Source organism: Streptomyces sp. SS7 (assembly GCF_037993025.1).
Lineage (GTDB): Bacteria > Actinomycetota > Actinomycetes > Streptomycetales > Streptomycetaceae > Streptomyces.
In genome coordinates this window covers 6,672,896-6,691,574 of the sequence record NZ_CP141223.1, presented here as the reverse complement: position 1 = coordinate 6,691,574, position 18,679 = coordinate 6,672,896, and the positions used below count along the sequence as shown (strand labels likewise).

General features: G+C 72.5%; 13 protein-coding genes. 4 read left to right on the top strand and 9 right to left on the bottom strand.

What is annotated here, in order from left to right:
• The first annotated feature begins 50 nt into the window (after positions 1–50).
• Entirely contained in the window at positions 51–1,784 is a 1,734-nt protein-coding gene (locus tag U5640_RS30795) for an ABC transporter ATP-binding protein (protein ID WP_340379802.1), read from the top strand.
• Positions 1,784–3,712, top strand: a complete 1,929-nt coding sequence (locus U5640_RS30790; protein WP_340379800.1) for an ABC transporter ATP-binding protein — start codon at positions 1,784–1,786, stop codon at positions 3,710–3,712. Before U5640_RS30795 ends, U5640_RS30790 begins: the two co-directional genes overlap by 1 nt.
• 34 nt (positions 3,713–3,746) lie before the next feature.
• Here U5640_RS30790 and U5640_RS30785 read toward each other — a convergent pair whose 3' ends face one another.
• From U5640_RS30785 to U5640_RS30765, 5 genes are all read right to left on the bottom strand, one after another.
• Complete coding sequence (locus U5640_RS30785; protein WP_340385435.1) at positions 3,747–4,907, bottom strand: RNA polymerase sigma factor; 1,161 nt, start codon at positions 4,905–4,907, stop codon at positions 3,747–3,749.
• Between the two features lie 115 nt (positions 4,908–5,022).
• Positions 5,023–6,930, bottom strand: coding sequence for a DNA primase (gene dnaG / locus U5640_RS30780; protein ID WP_340379797.1), 1,908 nt, complete (start codon positions 6,928–6,930; stop codon positions 5,023–5,025).
• A gap of 29 nt (positions 6,931–6,959) precedes the next feature.
• Positions 6,960–8,225, bottom strand: a complete 1,266-nt coding sequence (locus tag U5640_RS30775; protein WP_340379795.1) for an FAD-dependent oxidoreductase — start codon at positions 8,223–8,225, stop codon at positions 6,960–6,962.
• Positions 8,226–8,368: 143 nt separating this feature from the next.
• Complete coding sequence (locus U5640_RS30770; RefSeq protein ID WP_340379793.1) at positions 8,369–9,622, bottom strand: deoxyguanosinetriphosphate triphosphohydrolase; 1,254 nt, start codon at positions 9,620–9,622, stop codon at positions 8,369–8,371.
• Positions 9,623–9,734: 112 nt separating this feature from the next.
• Positions 9,735–10,514 carry a sirohydrochlorin chelatase gene (locus U5640_RS30765; protein ID WP_340379791.1) on the bottom strand — a complete coding sequence of 260 codons (780 nt, stop codon included), beginning with the start codon at positions 10,512–10,514 and terminating at the stop codon, positions 9,735–9,737.
• Between the two features lie 215 nt (positions 10,515–10,729).
• Between U5640_RS30765 and U5640_RS30760 the strand changes: the two genes are divergently transcribed.
• The gene (locus tag U5640_RS30760) at positions 10,730–11,407 is read left to right on the top strand and encodes an ElyC/SanA/YdcF family protein (RefSeq protein ID WP_340379789.1); all 678 of its coding nucleotides are present in this window, start codon (positions 10,730–10,732) and stop codon (positions 11,405–11,407) included.
• Between the two features lie 41 nt (positions 11,408–11,448).
• Here U5640_RS30760 and U5640_RS30755 read toward each other — a convergent pair whose 3' ends face one another.
• Genes U5640_RS30755 through U5640_RS30745 form a run of 3 tightly spaced genes read right to left on the bottom strand, consistent with a single transcriptional unit; the run spans position 11,449 to position 15,205 of the window.
• On the bottom strand, positions 11,449–12,216 hold the full coding sequence (locus U5640_RS30755) for an enoyl-CoA hydratase-related protein (RefSeq protein ID WP_340379787.1): 768 nt from the start codon (positions 12,214–12,216) through the stop codon (positions 11,449–11,451).
• Positions 12,217–12,230: 14 nt separating this feature from the next.
• The gene (locus U5640_RS30750; protein WP_340379785.1) at positions 12,231–13,478 is read right to left on the bottom strand and encodes a hypothetical protein; all 1,248 of its coding nucleotides are present in this window, start codon (positions 13,476–13,478) and stop codon (positions 12,231–12,233) included.
• Positions 13,475–15,205, bottom strand: a complete 1,731-nt coding sequence (locus tag U5640_RS30745) for an amino acid adenylation domain-containing protein (RefSeq protein WP_340379783.1) — start codon at positions 15,203–15,205, stop codon at positions 13,475–13,477. Before U5640_RS30745 ends, U5640_RS30750 begins: the two co-directional genes overlap by 4 nt.
• A gap of 318 nt (positions 15,206–15,523) precedes the next feature.
• Between U5640_RS30745 and U5640_RS30740 the strand changes: the two genes are divergently transcribed.
• On the top strand, positions 15,524–17,734 hold the full coding sequence (locus U5640_RS30740) for a molybdopterin oxidoreductase family protein (RefSeq protein ID WP_340379781.1): 2,211 nt from the start codon (positions 15,524–15,526) through the stop codon (positions 17,732–17,734).
• A gap of 18 nt (positions 17,735–17,752) precedes the next feature.
• Here U5640_RS30740 and U5640_RS30735 read toward each other — a convergent pair whose 3' ends face one another.
• Complete coding sequence (locus tag U5640_RS30735) at positions 17,753–18,481, bottom strand: TetR/AcrR family transcriptional regulator (RefSeq protein ID WP_340379779.1); 729 nt, start codon at positions 18,479–18,481, stop codon at positions 17,753–17,755.
• Positions 18,482–18,679 lie beyond the last annotated feature (198 nt).

The window sequence follows — 18,679 nt, the reverse complement described above, 5'->3', positions numbered from 1 at the left end:
AGGTGCCAGGGGCAACCCATGCCCCTCCCGCCGACTCCGAGAGACGTAGCGTGCTCATACGACTTCTGCGGACCTATCTCAGGCCCTACAAGAAACCCATCGTCCTGCTGGTGCTGCTGCAGTTCCTGCAGACCTGCGCCACCTTGTACCTGCCCACGCTGAACGCGCACATCATCGACAACGGCGTCGTCGAGGGGGACACCGGTTACATCCTGTCCTACGGCGGTCTGATGATCGGCATCTCGCTGGCGCAGGTCGTCTGCAACATCGGCGCCGTCTACTACGGTGCCCGGACCGCCTCCGCGCTCGGCCGGGACGTCCGGGCGGGCGTCTTCGACCGGGTGCAGTCCTTCTCCTCCCGGGAGGTCGGTCAGTTCGGCGCGCCGTCGCTGATCACCCGGACCACCAACGACGTCCAGCAGATCCAGATGCTGTCGCTGATGGCGTTCACCCTCATGGCGTCCGCGCCGATCATGTGTGTGGGCGGCATCGTGATGGCGCTCGGCCTGGACGTGCCGCTGTCCGGGGTGCTGGTCGCCGTCGTGCCGGTGCTGGGCATCTGCGTGACGCTGATCGTACGGCGGCTGCGGCCGCTGTTCCGGTCGATGCAGGTGCGCCTCGACACCGTGAACCGGGTGCTGCGCGAGCAGATCACCGGCAACCGCGTGATCCGCGCGTTCGTCCGCGACGAGTACGAGCAGCAGCGGTTCCGGAAGGCCAACAGCGACCTCACCGGCATCTCGCTGAAGACCGGCAACATGCTGGCGCTGATGTTCCCGGTGGTCATGACCACGGTGAACCTGTCCTCGATCGCGGTGGTGTGGTTCGGCGCGCACCGCATCGACAGCGGCCAGATGCAGATCGGTGACCTGACCGCGTTCCTCGCCTATCTGATGCAGATCGTCATGTCCGTGATGATGGCCACCTTCATGTTCATGCAGGTGCCGCGCGCCGAGGTGTGCGCCGAGCGCATCCAGGAGGTCCTCGGGACCTCGTCCTCCGTGGTGCCTCCGGCGGCGCCCGTCACCGAGCTGCGGCGGCACGGGCATCTGGAGATCCGGGCGGCCGGCTTCCGCTACCCGGGGGCCGAGGAGCCCGTCCTCAAGGCGATCGACCTGGTGGCGCGGCCCGGTGAGGTCACCGCCGTCATCGGCTCCACCGGCAGCGGCAAGTCCACGCTGCTCGGTCTGGTCCCCCGGCTGTTCGACGCGACCGACGGGGAGGTGCTGGTCGACGGGGTGCCGGTGGCCGACGTCGATCCGGTCCTGCTCGCCCGGACCGTCGGGCTCGTCCCACAGAAGCCGTACCTCTTCGCGGGGACCGTCGCGAGCAATCTGCGCTACGGCAACCCGGACGCGACGGACGAGGAGCTGTGGCACGCCCTGGAGGTGGCCCAGGCCAAGGACTTCGTGAGCAAGCTGGAGAACGGGCTGGACTCCCCCGTCGCCCAGGGCGGCACCAACGTCTCCGGCGGTCAGCGGCAGCGGCTGGCGATCGCCCGGACGCTCGTGCAGCGGCCGGAGATCTATCTCTTCGACGACTCCTTCTCCGCCCTCGACTACGCCACCGACGCGGCCCTGCGCGCGGCGCTCGGCCGGGAGACGGCCGAGGCGACGGTGGTGATCGTCGCCCAGCGGGTGGCGACCATCCGGGACGCCGACCGGATCATCGTCCTCGACGAGGGCCGGGTCGTCGGCACCGGCACGCACCGTGAGCTGATGACGGACAACCAGACCTACCGGGAGATCGTGCTCTCCCAGCTGACGGAAGCGGAGGCTGCCTGATGGCCGGGCCCATGGGACGCATGATGGCCGGCACCGGTCCCGACAGCCGCTCGCTGGACTTCAAGGTGTCCGGCAGACGGCTGCTCGCCCAGTTCAAGCCGGAGCGGCTGACGCTCTACGTGATGCTCCTGTGCGTGGTGCTCAGCGTCGGGCTGAACGTGGTCGGCCCGAAGATCCTCGGCAAGGCCACCGACCTGGTGTTCGCGGGCATCATCGGCCGGCAGATGCCGGACGGCGCGAGCAAGGAGCAGGTGCTCGACTCGATGCGCGAGCGCGGCGAGGGCCAGGTCGCCGACATGCTCAGGAGCACCGACTTCACACCCGGCAAGGGCATCGACTTCGACCAGGTCGGTGAGGTCCTGCTGTTCGCGGTCGGGGTGTTCCTGGTCGCCGGTCTGCTGATGGCGGGGGCGACGCGCCTGGTCAACCGGGCCGTCAACCGCACGATGTTCCGGATGCGCGAGGACGTGCAGACGAAGCTGTCGCGGCTGCCGCTGTCGTACTTCGACAAGCGTCAGCGCGGCGAGGTGCTCTCCCGCGCCACGAACGACATCGACAACATCCAGCAGACCCTCCAGCAGTCGCTGGGCCAGCTCATCAACTCGCTGCTGACGATCATCGGCGTGCTGGCGATGATGTTCTGGGTCTCGTGGCTGCTCGCGCTGGTCGCGCTGGTGACGGTGCCGCTGTCGGCGGTCGTCGCGGCGAAGGTCGGCAAGCGGTCGCAGCCCCACTTCGTGCAGCAGTGGCGCTCCACCGGCAAGCTGAACGCGCACATCGAGGAGATGTACACCGGCCACACGCTGGTGAAGGTGTTCGGCCGCCAGGAGGAGTCGGCCCGGCAGTTCGCCGAGCAGAACGAGGCGTTGTACGAGGCGGGGTTCAAGGCGCAGTTCAACAGCGGGATCATGCAGCCGCTGATGTTCTTCGTGTCGAACATCAACTATGTGCTGGTGGCGGTGGTCGGCGGTCTGCGGGTGGCGTCGGGCGCCCTGTCCATCGGTGATGTGCAGGCCTTCATCCAGTACTCCCGTCAGTTCTCGATGCCGCTGACGCAGGTCGCGTCGATGGCGAACCTGGTGCAGTCGGGCGTGGCCTCCGCCGAGCGGATCTTCGAGCTGCTCGACGCGGAGGAGCAGCAGGCCGACCCGGCGGCCGGCGCCAAGCCGGAGGAGCTGCGCGGGCGGGTCGCGCTGGAGCACGTCTCGTTCCGCTACGACCCCGAGAAGCCGCTCATCGAGGACCTCTCGCTGACGGTGGAGCCGGGCCACACGGTCGCGATCGTCGGCCCGACGGGCGCCGGCAAGACGACCCTGGTCAACCTGCTGATGCGGTTCTACGACGTCTCGGGCGGCCGGATCACCCTCGACGGCGTGGACATCGCGCGGATGTCACGGGACGAGCTGCGCGCCGGGATCGGCATGGTGCTCCAGGACACCTGGCTGTTCGGCGGCACGATCGCGGAGAACATCGCGTACGGCGCCTCGCGCGAGGTGACCCGGGGCGAGATCGAGGAGGCGGCGCGGGCGGCCCACGCGGACCGCTTCGTGCGGACTCTGCCCGAGGGGTACGACACCGTGATCGACGACGAGGGCAGCGGGGTGAGCGCGGGTGAGAAGCAGTTGATCACCATCGCGCGGGCGTTCCTGTCCGACCCGACGATCCTGGTGCTGGACGAGGCGACCTCCTCGGTCGACACCCGTACCGAGGTGCTGATCCAGAAGGCGATGGCGAAGCTGGCGCACGGCCGGACGTCGTTCGTCATCGCCCACCGTCTCTCCACGATCCGGGACGCGGACACCATCCTGGTGATGGAGAACGGCTCGATCGTGGAGCAGGGCGCGCACGCGGAGCTGCTGGCGGCGGGCGGGGCGTACGCCCGCCTGTACCAGGCGCAGTTCGCGCAGGCGGTGGCGGAGGTGGACTAGGTCCGGGGGTCGCCCACCTCCGGGTGGGCGACCTTCAGTCCAGGTAGCCCCTGAGCTGGTCGGCGAACGCGTGATCCCGCAGCTTGTTCAGGGTCTTCGACTCGATCTGGCGGATCCGCTCCCGCGTCACCCCGAAGATCCGCCCGATCTCCTCCAGGGTGCGCGGCCGCCCGTCGGCGAGGCCGTAGCGGAGCTGCACGACCTTGCGCTCGCGCTCGCCGAGCGTGGAGAGCACCGCCTCCAGGTGCTCGCGCAGGAGGAGGAAGGCGGCCGACTCGACGGGGCTGGTCGCGTCGCCGTCCTCGATGAGGTCGCCGAGGGCCACGTCGTCCTCCTCCCCCACCGGGGCGTGCAGGGAGACGGGCTCCTGGGCCAGCCGCAGCACCTCGCCGACCCGTTCGGGGGCGAGGTCGAGCTGGCCGGCGACCTCGTCGGCGGTCGGCTCGTAGCCGCGTTCCTGGAGCATCCGCCGCTGGACGCGCACCACGCGGTTGATCAGCTCGACGACATGGACCGGGACGCGGATGGTGCGGGCCTGGTCGGCGAGGGCACGGGACATGGCCTGGCGGATCCACCAGGTGGCGTACGTGGAGAACTTGTAGCCGCGGGCGTAGTCGAACTTCTCCACCGCGCGGATGAGCCCGAGGTTGCCCTCCTGGACGAGGTCGAGCATGGTCAGGCCGCGTCCGACGTACCGCTTGGCGACGGAGACGACGAGCCGCAGGTTGGCCTCGATGAGGCGGCGCTTGGCCATGCGGCCCATCACGACCAGCCGGTCGAGGTCGAGGGCGAGGTCGCTGTCCAGGTCGGGCGTGCTGCCCAGCTTCTCCTCGGCGAACAGCCCGGCCTCGACCCGGCGGGCGAGTTCGACCTCCTCGGCGGCGGTGAGCAGCGGGATGCGTCCGATCTCCCTCAGGTACTGGCGGAAGAGGTCGGAGGAAGGTCCGCTGGTGTCGGCGGCCGTCCGGGCCGGGGGCGTCTCCACGGGCTCGGCGGGCTCGGCGGCCTCCTCCAGGGCTTCCGGGGGCGGTTCCGTCTCCGGGTGGTGCGCGGCACGGTGCTGCGGCGGGACCGCGACCAGGTCGTCGTTCTCGGCGTCCGGTTCCGTGTCGTCGGCAGTGCCGGCGTTCTGCGTCAGGGTCTGGGTCTGCACGGGGGCGACCTCCAGGATGATCGCTGCTGAGGTGAGCGGCAGCGGTACTGCGGAGGCCGCTCCGAGGACTCAGGCACCGGACCCAGTGTGGGGTACGACACATCCCCGCCACGAGGGGCGTGCGGTGACTTTTTGAGTCCGGTCCGTAACCAGCTGTTCAGAGCGCCGCGGCGCCGTGTGCCTGGAGGGCCTGGTCGTACTGCTGAAGCACCCACAGTTCGTTCTGCACGGCCGCCAGTTGGGCCTGGTCGCCGCCGGCGCCGAGACGGGCCAGCTGGGACTGGACGTCCCGGACGCGGCGTTCGACGGCGCGGCGGCGGACCTGGACGAGGACCGTCCCGGCGTAGACCTCGTCGACCGTGCGACGCATGATCGGCTCGACGGCGAGTTCGGTGACCATGGCGCGGACGGTGTCGTCGGGGGCGGCCTCGCGGACGCGGATCAGGTACTCCTGGGCGTCCTGCACGCCCCACTCGGCGCCGCCCGCGTCCAGGACGGCCTGGCGCACGGCGGCGTAGGGGGCGGCGGTGAACTCGTCGACGCCGTACGCGTCGAAGGCCGGGGAGACCAGTTCGGGGCGCTGGAGGGCGAGCTTGAGGAGCTCGCGCTCGGTGGCGTAGACGGGGTTGCGCAGGGTGAGGGCCGGGCCTGCGGTGGCCGGGCGGGGGGCGGCCTCGTAGGGCTGCTGGGGGCCGCCGCGGCCGGCCGGCGCGGGGCCCTTGCCGCCGCGGTCGCGGGCCCAGCGGGCCAGCTGGGCGACGCGTTTGACGACGAACTGGGTGTCGAGGATGCCGAGCATGCCGGCGAGCTGGACGGCCACCTCGTGCTGGGCGCCGCTGTTCTTGATGCGGGCGACGACGGGCGCGGCCTCGTCGAGGGCGGCGGCCCGGCCGCCGGGGGTGTCGAGGTCGTAGCGCACGACGATCTGGCGCAGGGCGAACTCGAAGAGCGGGGTGCGGGGTTCGACCAGGTCGGCGACCGCCTCGTCGCCCTTGATCAGCCGGAGGTCGCAGGGGTCCATGCCGTCGGGGGCGATGGCGATGTAGGTCTCGGCGGCGAACTTCTGGTCGTCCTCGAAGGCGCGCAGGGCGGCCTTCTGGCCGGCGGCGTCGCCGTCGAAGGTGAAGATCACGCGGGCGCTGCCGTTGTCCATCAGCAGCCGGCGGAGGATCTTGATGTGCTCGCCGCCGAAGGCGGTGCCGCAGGTGGCGATGGCGGTGGTGACGCCGGCCAGGTGGCAGGCCATGACATCGGTGTAGCCCTCGACGACCACCGCGCGGGAGGACTTGGCGATGTCCTTCTTCGCGAGGTCGATGCCGTACAGCACCTGGGACTTCTTGTAGAGCGCCGTCTCGGGGGTGTTGAGGTACTTGGGGCCGTTGTCCGCCTCGTAGAGCTTGCGCGCGCCGAAGCCGACGACCTCGCCGCCGATGTCGCGGATGGGCCACATCAGCCGGCCGCGGAAGCGGTCGATGGGGCCGCGGCGGCCCTCCTGGGAGAGGCCCGAGAGCAGCAGTTCCTTGTCGGTGAAGCCCTTGCCGCGCAGGAAGCGGGTGAGGTGGTCCCAGCCCTGGGGGCTGTAGCCGACGGAGAAGTGCTGGGCGGCGGCCTGGTCGAAGCCGCGCTCGGCGAGGAACTGGCGGCCGGTGTCGGCCTCCGGACTGGTGGCGAGCTGTTCGGTGTACCAGTCGGCGGCGATCTTGTGGGCCTCGACCAGGCGGATGCGTTCGCCGCGCTGGTGGGAGGGGTTGTAGCCGCCCTCCTCGTAGCGCAGGGTGATGCCGGCCTGGGCGGCGAGCCGCTCGACCGCCTCGGAGAAGGTGAGGTGGTCGACCTTCATCACGAAGGTGAGGGTGTCGCCGCCCTCCTGGCAGCCGAAGCAGTGGAAGAGCCCCTTGCTCGGGCTGACCTGGAAGGAGGGCGACTTCTCGTCGTGGAACGGGCACAGCCCCTTGAGGTTGCCGCCGCCCGCGTTGCGCAGCTGGAGGTACTCGGACACGACGGCGTCGATCGGGACCGCGTCCCGTACCGCCTTCACGTCCTCGTCGTTGATCCGTCCTGCCACGCGTGAATTCTACGGGGGCGCGCGAGCAGCTAGGAGAGGAGAGCGTCGAGGGGGACGTGGGGGTCGGCCAGCGCCTCCGTGTTCACCGGGGTCGCGGCCGCGATGAGCTTCTGGACCTGCTCTGTGACGTCCCACACGTTCACGTTCATCCCGGCGAGGACGCGTCCCTCCTTCACCCAGAACGCGATGAACTCCCGCTTGCCCGCGTCACCGCGGATCACGACCTCGTCGTACGAGCCCGGCGGCGCCCAGCCGCTGTACTCCATGCCCAGGTCGTACTGGTCGGTGAAGAAGTACGGCACCCGGTCGTAGGTGACGTCCCTGCCGAGCATCGCGCGCGCGGCGGCCGGTCCGCCGTTGAGGGCGTTGGCCCAGTGCTCGACCCGCAGCCGGGTGTCGAAGAGCCCGTGCGGGAAGGAGGCGACGTCCCCGGCGGCGTGGATGTCCGGGTCGGAGGTGCGCAGCGCGGCGTCCACGGCGACACCGCCGCCGTGGGCGCGGTCGGCCAGCGTCAGTCCGGCCGCCTCCGCGAGCGCGGTGCGCGGGGCGGCGCCGATCGCGGCGAGCACGTCGTGCGCCGGGTGCTCCTCGCCGTCGTCGGTGCGCACGGCGAGGACCATGCCGTCCTGGCCGACGATCTCGGTCAGCCGGACGCCGAAGCGGAAGCGGACGCCGTGCTCGCGGTGCAGCTCGGCGAAGACGTTGCCCAGCTCGGGGCCGAGGACGCCGTGCAGCGGGGTGGGGGACGGTTCGATGACGGTGACCTCGGCGCCGTACTCGCGGGCGGCCGCCGCCACCTCCAGGCCGATCCAGCCGGCGCCCGCGATCACCAGATGGCCGTTGTCGCGGCCGAGGGCGCTCAGGACGCCCTTGAGGCGCTCGGCGTGGGCGAGCCGGCGCAGATGGTGGACGCCCGCCAGGTCGGTGCCGGGGACGTCCAGGCGGCGCGGCTCGGCACCGGTGGCCAGCAGCAGCTTGTCGTAGTGGACGAGGGTGCCGTCGTCGCCGAAGCGGACCGTCCTCGCCGTGCGGTCGATGGCGTCGACGGTCTGGCCGAGGTGCAGTTCGATGTCGTTGCGCGCGTACCAGGCGGGCTCGTGGACGAAGACGCTCTCGCGGCTCTCCTTGCCGAGCAGGAAGCCCTTGGACAGCGGCGGCCGCTCATAGGGGTGGTCGCGTTCGTCGCAGATCAGTATCACGCGGCCGGTGAAGCCCTCCGCCCGCAGCGTCTCGGCCGCCTTCGCACCGGCCAGGCCTCCTCCGACGATGACGAATGTCTGATCCGCGTCGACCACGTGATGCCTCCTCGTAAGGGAACCGCCACATGCGAGCGTCCCGCACGGAGCGTGATGGGGGAAGGGGACGTGGCCCGATCAGGCCACGCTGGGTCACGTTCGGGTCCGTTTGGGTGCACTTGCGTTCACTCGTGCCTCCCGTGTCACCGGTGCCCGGTGAGGCGGGAGTGGAGCGAGCGGGCCGAGGCGTCGGTGAGGGACGCGATCTGGTCGACGACGGCGCGTTTGCGGGCGCGGTCGTCGCCGGCCTGTTCGAACAGGGCGCGGAACTGGGGGTCGAGTCCCTCGGGCGCGCGGGCGGTGAGCGCCTCGGCCAGCTCGGTGATCACGACGCGCTGGTCGGCGCGGAGCCGCTCCTGCTCGGCGCGCTGCATGACGTACAGGTCGGCGACGGCCTTGAGGACCGCGCACTCCAGACGTGTCTCGTGCGGTACGACGAGTGCCGCCCCGTAGCGGGTGAGGGGCCCCGATCCGTGGCGTGCGCGGGTGGCGCCCTCGGCGGCGAGGCAGAAGCGGCCGATGAGCTGGCTGGTGGCGTCCTTGAGGCGGGCCTGGGCGACCGCCGAGCCGTCGTAGCCGTGCGGCCACCACTCCTGGTCCTGGAGGCGGTCGAGGGCGGCGGAGAGTTCGGCCGGGTCGGTGCCGGCGGGGACGTACCGCCCGACGGCGACCCGGAAGACCTCGGCGCGCTCCGGTGCGGCGCGCAGCCGGGCGGGGTCGATGTGGCCGGCGTGCAGGCCGTCCTCCACGTCGTGCACCGAGTAGGCCACGTCGTCGGACCAGTCCATGATCTGCGCCTCGAAGCAGGTGCGGGTGCCGGGGGCCTCCTTGCGGGCCCAGTCGAAGACGGGCCGGTCGTCCTCGTACACGCCGAACTTGGGGGAGGCCGGGTCCGTGGGGTGGCCGCCCCTCGGCCAGGGGTACTTGGTGGCGGCGTCGAGGGTGGCGCGGGTGAGGTTGAGGCCGACGGAGCCCTCGGCGGTGAAGCGCTTGGGTTCGATCCGGGTGAGCAGGCGCAGCGACTGGGCGTTGCCCTCGAAGCCGCCGCAGTCCTGGGCGAAGTCGTTCAGTGCCTGTTCGCCGTTGTGGCCGAACGGGGGGTGGCCCAGGTCGTGCGCGAGGCAGGCCGCTTCGACGAGGTCGGGATCGCAGCCGAGGGCGGCGCCCAGCTCACGGCCGACCTGGGCGCACTCCAGGGAGTGGGTGAGGCGGGTGCGGGGGGTGGCGTCCCACTCCTGGCTGCGCTCCCCCGGCGTGACGACCTGGGTCTTTCCCGCGAGCCTTCGCAGCGCCGAGGAGTGCAGGATTCTGGCGCGGTCGCGCTGGAAGGCGGTGCGGCCGGGGCGCTTGTCCGGCTCGGGGGCCCAGCGTTCGGCTGACGGCAGGTCATAGGGCATGTTTCGACAGTAAGGGGCGGTAGTGACAATCGGGTGCCTGCCGCAGTACCGGGTTCCGTGCGCTTGCGGGTGCGGGGTGCGTCGTGGTCGTCCGCGCGGTTTTCCCGCCCCCTCAAGCGGCGTTGGTGCGACCGCCTGTTTCCAGGGCCCGGTCGTAGCGGTGGAGGAGGAGGTGGGCCATCGACGGGTGGGTGCCCAAGGGGGCCGAGGCGATCCAGGGGGCCTGTGCCGCGCACTCCCTCGCGAAGCGGCCCGGGGCCGTGAAGTACGAGGCGATCGCCACCCTCTCGCGGCCCCTCGCCGCCAGCGCGCGCAGTGCCGTGTCGACGGTCGGGGTGGCCGTGGAGGCGTAGGCGGGGACCACCGGGACGCCGAGGCGCTTCGCCAGCAGCTGTGCCGTGCGGCGGGTGTCGGTCGCCGAGTCCGGGTCGCGGGAGCCCGCCGCGGCCAGGACCACCGCGCTCGTGCGGCGGTCGTCGGCGGTCATGGCCGGGGGCCAGCCCGCCTCCAGCAGACGGGTGTGCAGGGTGTCGACCAGGAGGGGGTGGGGGCCGAGCGGGGCCGCCACGCGCGTGCGTACCCGGGCCGTCGCCGCCATCTCCGGGATGTCGCGCTTGACGTGGTAGCCGCGGGCGAGGAGCAGGGGGACCAGGACGGCGTCCGTGGTGCCGCGGGCGTCCAAAGCCGCCAGCGTCCGGGTGAGCAGGGGCTCGTTCAGCTCGATGTGGCCGAGGTGCACCGGCAGGCCGGGGCGCCGCTCGCGGACCCGGTCGAGCAGGGTGCGTACGGTGCTCAGGGCGCGCGGGTCCCGGCTGCCGTGGGCGACGACCACCAGCGCGGGCGGGGCCGGGCGCCGGCGGGCGTCGAGCGGGACGAGGCTTGGGTGGCTCATGCTCCGATCGTCGCGGGGCGAGGTTGCACCCCCGTTGCCTGACCGTCACGAGTATTTTCCGGGCGCTCACGGCGGGCCCCGGGGCGCCGTGAGGTCCGGGGCGGGGGGAACCTCCGGGGCGGGAGCGAACCGGATCACCGTACGTTGCGTCTTTCCTGGTCGAACGGGATTCCGACTCCGATCCACGCGACCCGGACGCACGCAGGGGGCACCTCATGAAGATCCGTCGACCGCGGCTGCCGCGCACCCGGACCGGGCGGCGCCGGCTGGTGCAGACGGTGATGGCCGGGTGTGTGCTCGCGCTGCTGCCGGCCACCTGGCTGTTCGTGTCCACGGGCGACCGGATCGGTACGACGGCGGGGGCGCCGCGCCGCGAGGTCGCCGTGGTCTTCGGGGCCGGACTGTGGGACGGCGAGCCCTCGCCGTACCTGGCGCACCGGCTCGACGCGGCGGCGGAGCTGTACCGGGCGGGCCGGATCGAGGTCGTCCTGGTCACCGGCGACAACAGCCGCGAGGACTACGACGAGCCGGACGCGATGCGCGCCTACCTGACCCGGCACGGGGTGCCGGACGGGCGGATCGTCAGCGACTACGCCGGCTTCGACACCTGGGACTCCTGTGTCCGCGCCAGGAAGATCTTCGGGGTGGACCGGGCGGTGCTGATCAGCCAGGGCTTCCACATCCGGCGGGCGGTCGCCCTGTGCGAGGCGGCGGGGGTCGACTCCTACGGTGTCGGCGTCGACGCCAAGCACGACGTGACCTGGTACTACGGGGGCACCCGGGAGATCTTCGCGGCCGGCAAGGCGGCCCTGGACGCGCTGTTCGAACCGGATCCGCGGTTCCTCGGCCCCCAGGAGAAGGGCGTGGCGCGGGCGCTCGCGGCGGGGAAGTGACCGGGGGCGGGAGAGGAGGCCGCCGCTCCCGCCCCCGGTCGTCAGCGGCCCCGGAACACCGGCGGGCGCTTCTCCAGGAACGCCGTCATGCCCTCCTTCTGGTCCTGGGTCGCGAACAGGGCGTGGAAGACGCGCCGTTCGTGGCGGACGCCGTCGCGCAGGCCGGTCTCCAGGGCCCGGTCCACGCACTCCCGGGCCGCGCGGACCGCGAGCCGGCCGTACGAGGCGATCGTCGCGGCCGCCGCCAGGGCCTCGGTGAGGACCCGGCCGTCCGGGACGACGCGGGAGACCAGGCCCGCGCGTTCCGCCTCGGCGGCGTCCATGGTGCGGCCCGTGAGGACCAGGTCCATCGCCTTGGCGCGGCCGACCAGGCGGGTCAGCCGCTGGGTACCGCCGATGCCGGGGATCACCCCGAGGGCGATCTCCGGCTGGCCGAACACCGCGGACTCCCCCGCGATCACCAGGTCGCACATCATCGCCAGCTCGCAGCCGCCGCCCAGGGCGTACCCCTCCACCGCGGCGATCTTCGGCAGGCGCAGGTCGGCGAAGTCCTCCCAGCCGCCGAACCAGTCCGCGTCCATCATCTCGACGGCCGTCCGGTCGGCCATCTCCCGGATGTCGGCGCCCGCGGCGAACGCCCGCCCGGAGCCGGTGAGGACCACACAGCCGACGCTGGGGTCGTCCTCCAACGGCCTTAGTACGTCCATGAGTTCGATCAGCAGCGCCGAGTCCAGGGCGTTGAGGACGTGCGGGCGGTGCAGGGTCACGGTCACCACCGCGCCCTCGCGCTCCAGCTTCAGGTTCGTCATCCCGACGGCTCCTCTCACGAGTCCCAGATCGCGCCGTAGGCCGGAATCCCGCGCCGTTCCAGCCCGTGCACGACCTGCCAGGTCAGCTTCTTGTTGGAGATGCAGATCACCGCCTCCGCCCCGAAGTCCCGGTAGGCGGCGTACGCGAGGGCCACCATGTCGGGCTTGCCGTCGCGGGAGGTGTCCCAGACGACGGCGTGCGGCTGGACGGCGAGGATCTCGTCGACGAGGGCGTCGCCGTAGGTCGCGCGCGGGTCGCGAGTGGCCCAGACGAGCCGGGAGGGGACCTCGGCGGCGAGCAGATGGGGCAGGCAGGGGCCGATGCCGCTGCCGGTCGCCACGTACACCACCTTGCGGAAGAGGACCTCGATGTTGGCGACGCCGGCCGTGGTGATGCCTTTCGTCCAGACCGTCGCGGGCCGGTCGTCGATGAAGGAGCCGGTCCAGTCGCCGGCCCGCGAGATGGTGAGCCGGAAGCCGGACTCGCCGGGGGCCGGCACGTTGGCGAAGGAGTGCCACTCCCTCAGCGGGCTGCGGCTGATGGCGGTGGAGGAGCCGGCGAACGGGGTCTCGCCGTAGTCGAAGCGGGCCAACGCCACGTGCGGGGAGGGGCGTTCGATGCGCACGGCGACCCTGCGCAGCCGCAGCCAGGGCAGCGCGACGCTGAAGGTGACGACCGCGAGCACCGCCACCGGCACGGGGCCGGGCGCCGACATCAGGGTGTGCGCCCAGAACAGGGCGAGGGCGGTCCAGCCGCCGAAGCGGTGCACCTTCTCGAAGGTGTCGTGCCGCCGGGAGCGGAAGGCCGGCAGGGCGGTCGCCACGATCAGGGCCAGGAGTGCCACCAGGGTCCAGCTCACCGCCAGCAAGGGCCCGTTCCGTGTCCGCAGGGTGAGCGCCAGGAACCAGACGGCGCCCGCCAGCGCCCCGCCCACGTGCAGTCCTCCGAAGTGGTAGACCTTGCCGAGCGTCCAGCGCAGCCGGAGCGGCCAGTGGGTCGGGGCCGAAGTCGCCAGCTTGAAGAGGAGGTTGACGACGTACTGCTGGCGGACGAGGACGGCGAGGGCGAGGTTCGCGAGGGCCGCGTGGGCGAGGGAGCGGTCGGCCAGTGGCCGACTGAGCCCCGCGTAGGCCGCGTTGACGGTGAGGACCAGGGCCGCGAGGCGGTTGTAGTGCATCAGGCGGGGGTGCTTGAGGAGGCGGCGGGGCGCGGACAGCAGCGGGGGCGGTCCGAGGGAGGCGCGGTCCAGGGAGGTAGTCACCGGGTCACCGCCACCCGGTCCCGGTCCCGGTCCCGGTCCTCGGAGACTGCCGTCCTGGTCACCGCCACCCGGTCCTGGTCGCGGTCCTCGGGGACAGCCGTCCGGTCCTGGCACTCGGAGACCGCCGCTCGGTCCCGGTCCTCCGAGACCGTCACCCGGTCCCGGTCCTCCGACACCGCCGCTCGGTCCCGGCCCTCCGACACCGTCACCCGGTCCTCGGACACCGACGCCCGTTCCTGGGCCAGCCGCAGCAGCGCCGGTTTGTCGATCTTGCCGCGGTCGGTCTCGGGCAAGGATGTCAGGGGCATGACATCATCGGGGACGCAGTAGTACGGCAGCGCCTCGGCGACCGCGCGGCGGGCCGCGTCCGGGTCGACGTCCGCCGGGCACACGAACGAGACCAGGCTGCGGGCGTCGCGCCGCAGGGTCACCGCCCGGGTGCAGCCGGGGAGCCCCTCGAGGACCGAGGAGACCGAGTCCAGCTCCACCCGGAAGCCGCGCACCTTGACCTGGTCGTCGGTGCGGCCGAGGTGCTCCAGCCGGCCGTCCGGGGTCCAGCGGCCCAGGTCGCGGGTGCGGAACATCAGCCGGCCGCCGCCGAGGAAGGGGTCGGGGGCGTACCGCTCTGCGTTGAGGGCCTCGTCGCCGAGGTACCCCGCCGAGACGCAGTCACCGCCCGCCCACATCTCGCCGGTCTCGCCGATGGGCAGCGGACGGCGGTCGGCGCCGAGGACGTACACCGTGTTGTTGGGCGTGGGGCGGCCGATGGTGAGGAGCGGGTCGGCCGGGTCGTGGCGGCTCATCGTGTTGACGATGGTGGTCTCGGTGGGGCCGCAGCAGTTGAAGAAGGCCGCGCGGCGGGCCCAGCGGTCGGCGAGCGGCCGGGGGCAGGGCTCCCCGGCGACGGCCACCGCGCGTACCCGGGGGCAGGCCGCCGGGTCGATGCCGGACAGCACGGTCGGGGTGGCGATCAGCACGGTGGCGGTGCGCGCGGCCGCCGCGATGTCCTTGCCGCGGACGACGAGCGTGGCGCCGTTCGCCAGACAGCCGAGGATCTCCCAGGCGGCCATGTCGAAAGCCACGTTGAGGAGGTGGGCCACCCGGTCGCCGGGGCGGATGCCGAGCGCACCGGGCTCCGTGAGCAGGATGTTGGCGACGTTGCGGTGGGTGACCTTCACGCCGTTGGGGCGGCCGGTGGTGCCGGAGGTGAACAGGACGTAGCAGCCGTCGTCGGGGGCGATCCGGGGACGGGGCGCCGGAGCCGGTTCCAGGGGGTCGTCCAGGGCGATCACCCGGGGGCCGGCCGGCACCCGCGCGAGGTGCTCGCGCTGGGTGAGGACGACGGCCGTCGCGGCGGTGCGCACCACGTGGTCGAGCTGGGCCCGCGGCGCGAGACCGACGTCCTGGGGGACGTAGGCCGCGCCCGCTTTCAGGATGCCGAGGACGCCGACGAGCATCGGGATCGAGCGGCGGACGAAGAGTCCGACGTGATCGCCGGGGCGGACGCCCTCGCGGGCCAGCCGGGCGGCGACGGCGTCGGCGTACCGGTCCAGTTCGCCGTAGGTGAGGGTCGCGCCCTGGTGTTCGGCGGCGATCGCGTGGGGCCGGGCTGCGGCCTGCCGTTCGACGGCCCGGTGGATCAGCGGATCCGGGACGGGGACGGCGGGGCCGCAGCCGTACCGGAGGAAGAGCTGCCGGTCATGGGGGGTGAGATGGCGCAGAGGCATGGTCGGGGGACCTCCAGGCTGGTTCGAGTGTCGGGTGACATGTCCGGGGCCGTGACGTGCCCGGGATTTCGAACGCCGTGCGGTCGTGCGATGCCGTGCGGGTCGTACGCGTCTCTCGACTGTAGTGGCGACTTTTCCACTCTCAAGCATGTGAGACCGGCCAACTACGGGACAAAATGAGACACGTGAGGTGTCTTGCGCCACACCCGCTCCTCACGCACCCCTCACGCCGGCGCCCGCCCGCCGGGGAGGGCACGACCACACCGCCGTAACAGGAGACCGCACGGGGCGTAACACGGGAGACGCACGCTGAACCGCATGCGGACCACCTCGACGCCCACCCACTGCCCGTACTGCGCCCTGCAGTGCGGGATGGCCCTGTCGCCCCTGCCCACGGGGGGCGTCGAGGTGGTCGAGCGCCCGGACTTCCCGGTGAACCGGGGCGCGCTGTGCGGCAAGGGCCGCACCGCGCCCGCGGTGCTCGCGCCGGGCGTGCGGCTGACCTCGCCGTTGGTGCGCTCCGGGGGCGCGCTCGTGCCTGCCTCCTGGGAGGAGGCGCTGGACCGGACCGCCCGGGAGCTGAGCCGCGTACGGTCCGCGTACGGCGCCGACGCGCTCGGGGTGTTCGGCGGTGGCGGGCTGACGAACGAGAAGGCGTACGCCCTCGGCAAGTTCGCGCGCGTGGTGCTCGGCACCTCGCAGATCGACTACAACGGCCGCTTCTGCATGTCCTCGGCGGCGGCGGGCGGCATCAAGGCGTTCGGCCTGGACCGGGGGCTGCCGTTCCCGATGGAGGACATCCCGCGCACCGGGTGCGTGATCCTCGTCGGGTCGAACCCCGCCGAGACCATGCCGCCCTTCCTGCGCTTCCTCCACGAACTGCGGGAGAACGGCGGCACGCTGATCGTCGTCGACCCGCGCCGCACCCGGACCGCCGAGCAGGCCGATCTGCACCTGGCGCCGCGGCCGGGCACCGACCTCGCGCTGGCGCTCGGACTGCTGCACCTCGTCGTCGCCGAGGGGCGGGTCGACGAGGAGTACGTCGCCGAACGCACCGTCGGCTGGGAGGACGCCCGCGCGGCGGCCATGGCGCACTGGCCGGAGTACGTGGAACGGATCACGGGGGTGTCCGTTCCCGAACTCCGGGAGACCGTACGGCTGTTCTGCGAGCCGGAGGCCGCGATGGTGCTCACCGCGCGCGGACCCGAGCAGCAGTCCAAGGGGACCGACACGGTCGGCGCCTGGATCAACCTGTGTCTGGCCACGGGTCGCGCGGGCCGGCCGCTGTCCGGCTACGGCTGCCTCACCGGCCAGGGCAACGGGCAGGGCGGGCGTGAGCACGGCCAGAAGGCCGACCAGCTGCCCGGCTACCGCAAGCTGGACGATCCGGCGGCGCGCCGGCACGTGGCCGAGGTGTGGGGCGTCGACCCCGACACGCTGCCCGGACCGGGACGCAGCGCCTACGAACTGCTGGACGCGCTCGGCACGGACGTGAAGTCGCTGCTGCTGATGGGGTCCAACCCGGTCGTGTCGGCGCCGCGGGCCGCGCATGTGGAGGAGCGGATCAGGTCGCTCGACTTCCTCGCCGTGTGCGACGTGGTGCTGTCGGAGACGGCGGCGCTCGCGGACGTGGTCCTGCCGGTCACCCAGTGGGCGGAGGAGACGGGCACGACGACCAGCCTGGAGGGCAGGGTGCTGCTGCGCCGGCGGGCGCTGACCCCGCCGGACGGAGTGCGCGGCGATCTGGAGGTGCTGCACGAACTGGCGGACCGGCTGGGCGTGGAGAAGGGCTTCCCGACCGACCCCGAGGAGGTCTTCGAGGAGCTGCGCCGGGCCAGCGCGGGCGGCATCGCGGACTACTCCGGGATCACCTACCGGCGCCTGACGGAGGAGAACGGCGTGTTCTGGCCGTGCCCGACACCGGCCCAGGACACACCGCCGACGCCTCCGGCCGCGCCCCGGCACCCCACGGCCGCGGACGCCCCCGATGGCCCCGCCGCTCAGACCGTCGGGGCGGACGGTCCCGGCGTCGCGCACCGCGTGCCGGGGGCCGCGCGGCCGGTGCATCCCGGCACCCCGCGGCTCTTCCTCGACCGGTTCGCGACGCCCGACGGGCGGGCGCGGTTCGTGCCCGTCTCGCACCGGCCGGCCGCCGAGGAGCCGGACGAGGAGTACCCGGTGCTCCTCACCACCGGCCGGGTCGTCTCGCAGTACCAGTCCGGCGCGCAGACCCGCCGGGTGGACGAGCTGAACGCCGCCGCGCCCGGCCCGTTCGTGGAGCTGCACCCCCGGCTCGCGGCGCGGCTGGGGGCGGCCGAGGGCGATCCGGTGGCCGTCGTGTCCCGGCGCGGCCGGGCCGTGGCGCCCGCCCGCATCACTCCCGGGATCCGCCCGGACACGGTCTTCATGCCGTTCCACTGGCCGGGCGAGGGCCGCGCCAACACCCTGACCAACCCGGCCCTGGACCCGACCTCACGGATGCCGGAGTTCAAGGTGTGCGCGGTGCGGGTGGAGATCGCCGCCCCGTAGGGCTCAGCCCCGTAGGGCTCAGCGGGGCAGACGCAGGGCGAGGCCGTCGAGGACGGTCTCCAGGCCGTAGCGGAACTTCTCCTCGCGCAGGGCGACGGGGTCGGCCGTCTCGACGGCGTACTCCACCGCGAGGTGTTCGTAGGGCGCGGCGGCCTGCCGGGCGGCGGGCAGGAGGCGTGCGAGGAACTCGGCCTCGGTCTCGCCCGAACGGGCGACCGTGGTGAGCCAGGCCGCCTCGGTGGTGCTGATGCCGATGACATAGCTGAGCAGCGGCTCGGCCGCCCGGTTCGGCTCGGGGAACCCGGCGGCCGTGAACAGGGCGGCGAGGCGTTCGGAGAAGGCCATGAGATTGGGGCCGAGGTAGGCGAGGCCCGCCTGCCCGAGGACCGAGGACAGCCAGGGGTGCCGCAGGGCCGCGGCCCGGAAGGAGGCGGCGGCCCCCGTGGCGGCCGCACGCCAGTCGGCGCCCTCGATCGCGGGGACGTGCACCTCGGCCGCGACCTCGTCCACCGCGAGTTCCATCAGCTCGTCCTTGGTGGCCACGTGCCGGTACAAGGACGTCGCGCCCGCGCCCAGCCGGGCGCCGAGCTTGCGCATGCTCAGCGCCTCGATGCCCTCGGCGTCCAGCATCGCGACGGCCTCCCGCACGATCGCGCCCCGGCTCAGCGAGGGCTGGTCGGGTTCGCGTTTCTGCCGGGTCCAGACGGAGGGCACGGGGTTCGGGTTCTTCGTTCGGGCGGCGGCCATGAGGTCCCCTCCGGATCGGGGTCGAAGGACGGCTGGCGTACGTCGTGCGCCTCAAGCGTACAGAGTTCGAGCATTGCGCACACCGTTCCTGTGTGCGTACAGTGTTCGCATCACACAGAACGCCGTACGCACCACATAGAACGCTGTACGCACTGAGCGGAACGGTGTACGCGTCGTCCGGAACACCGTACGCACCCC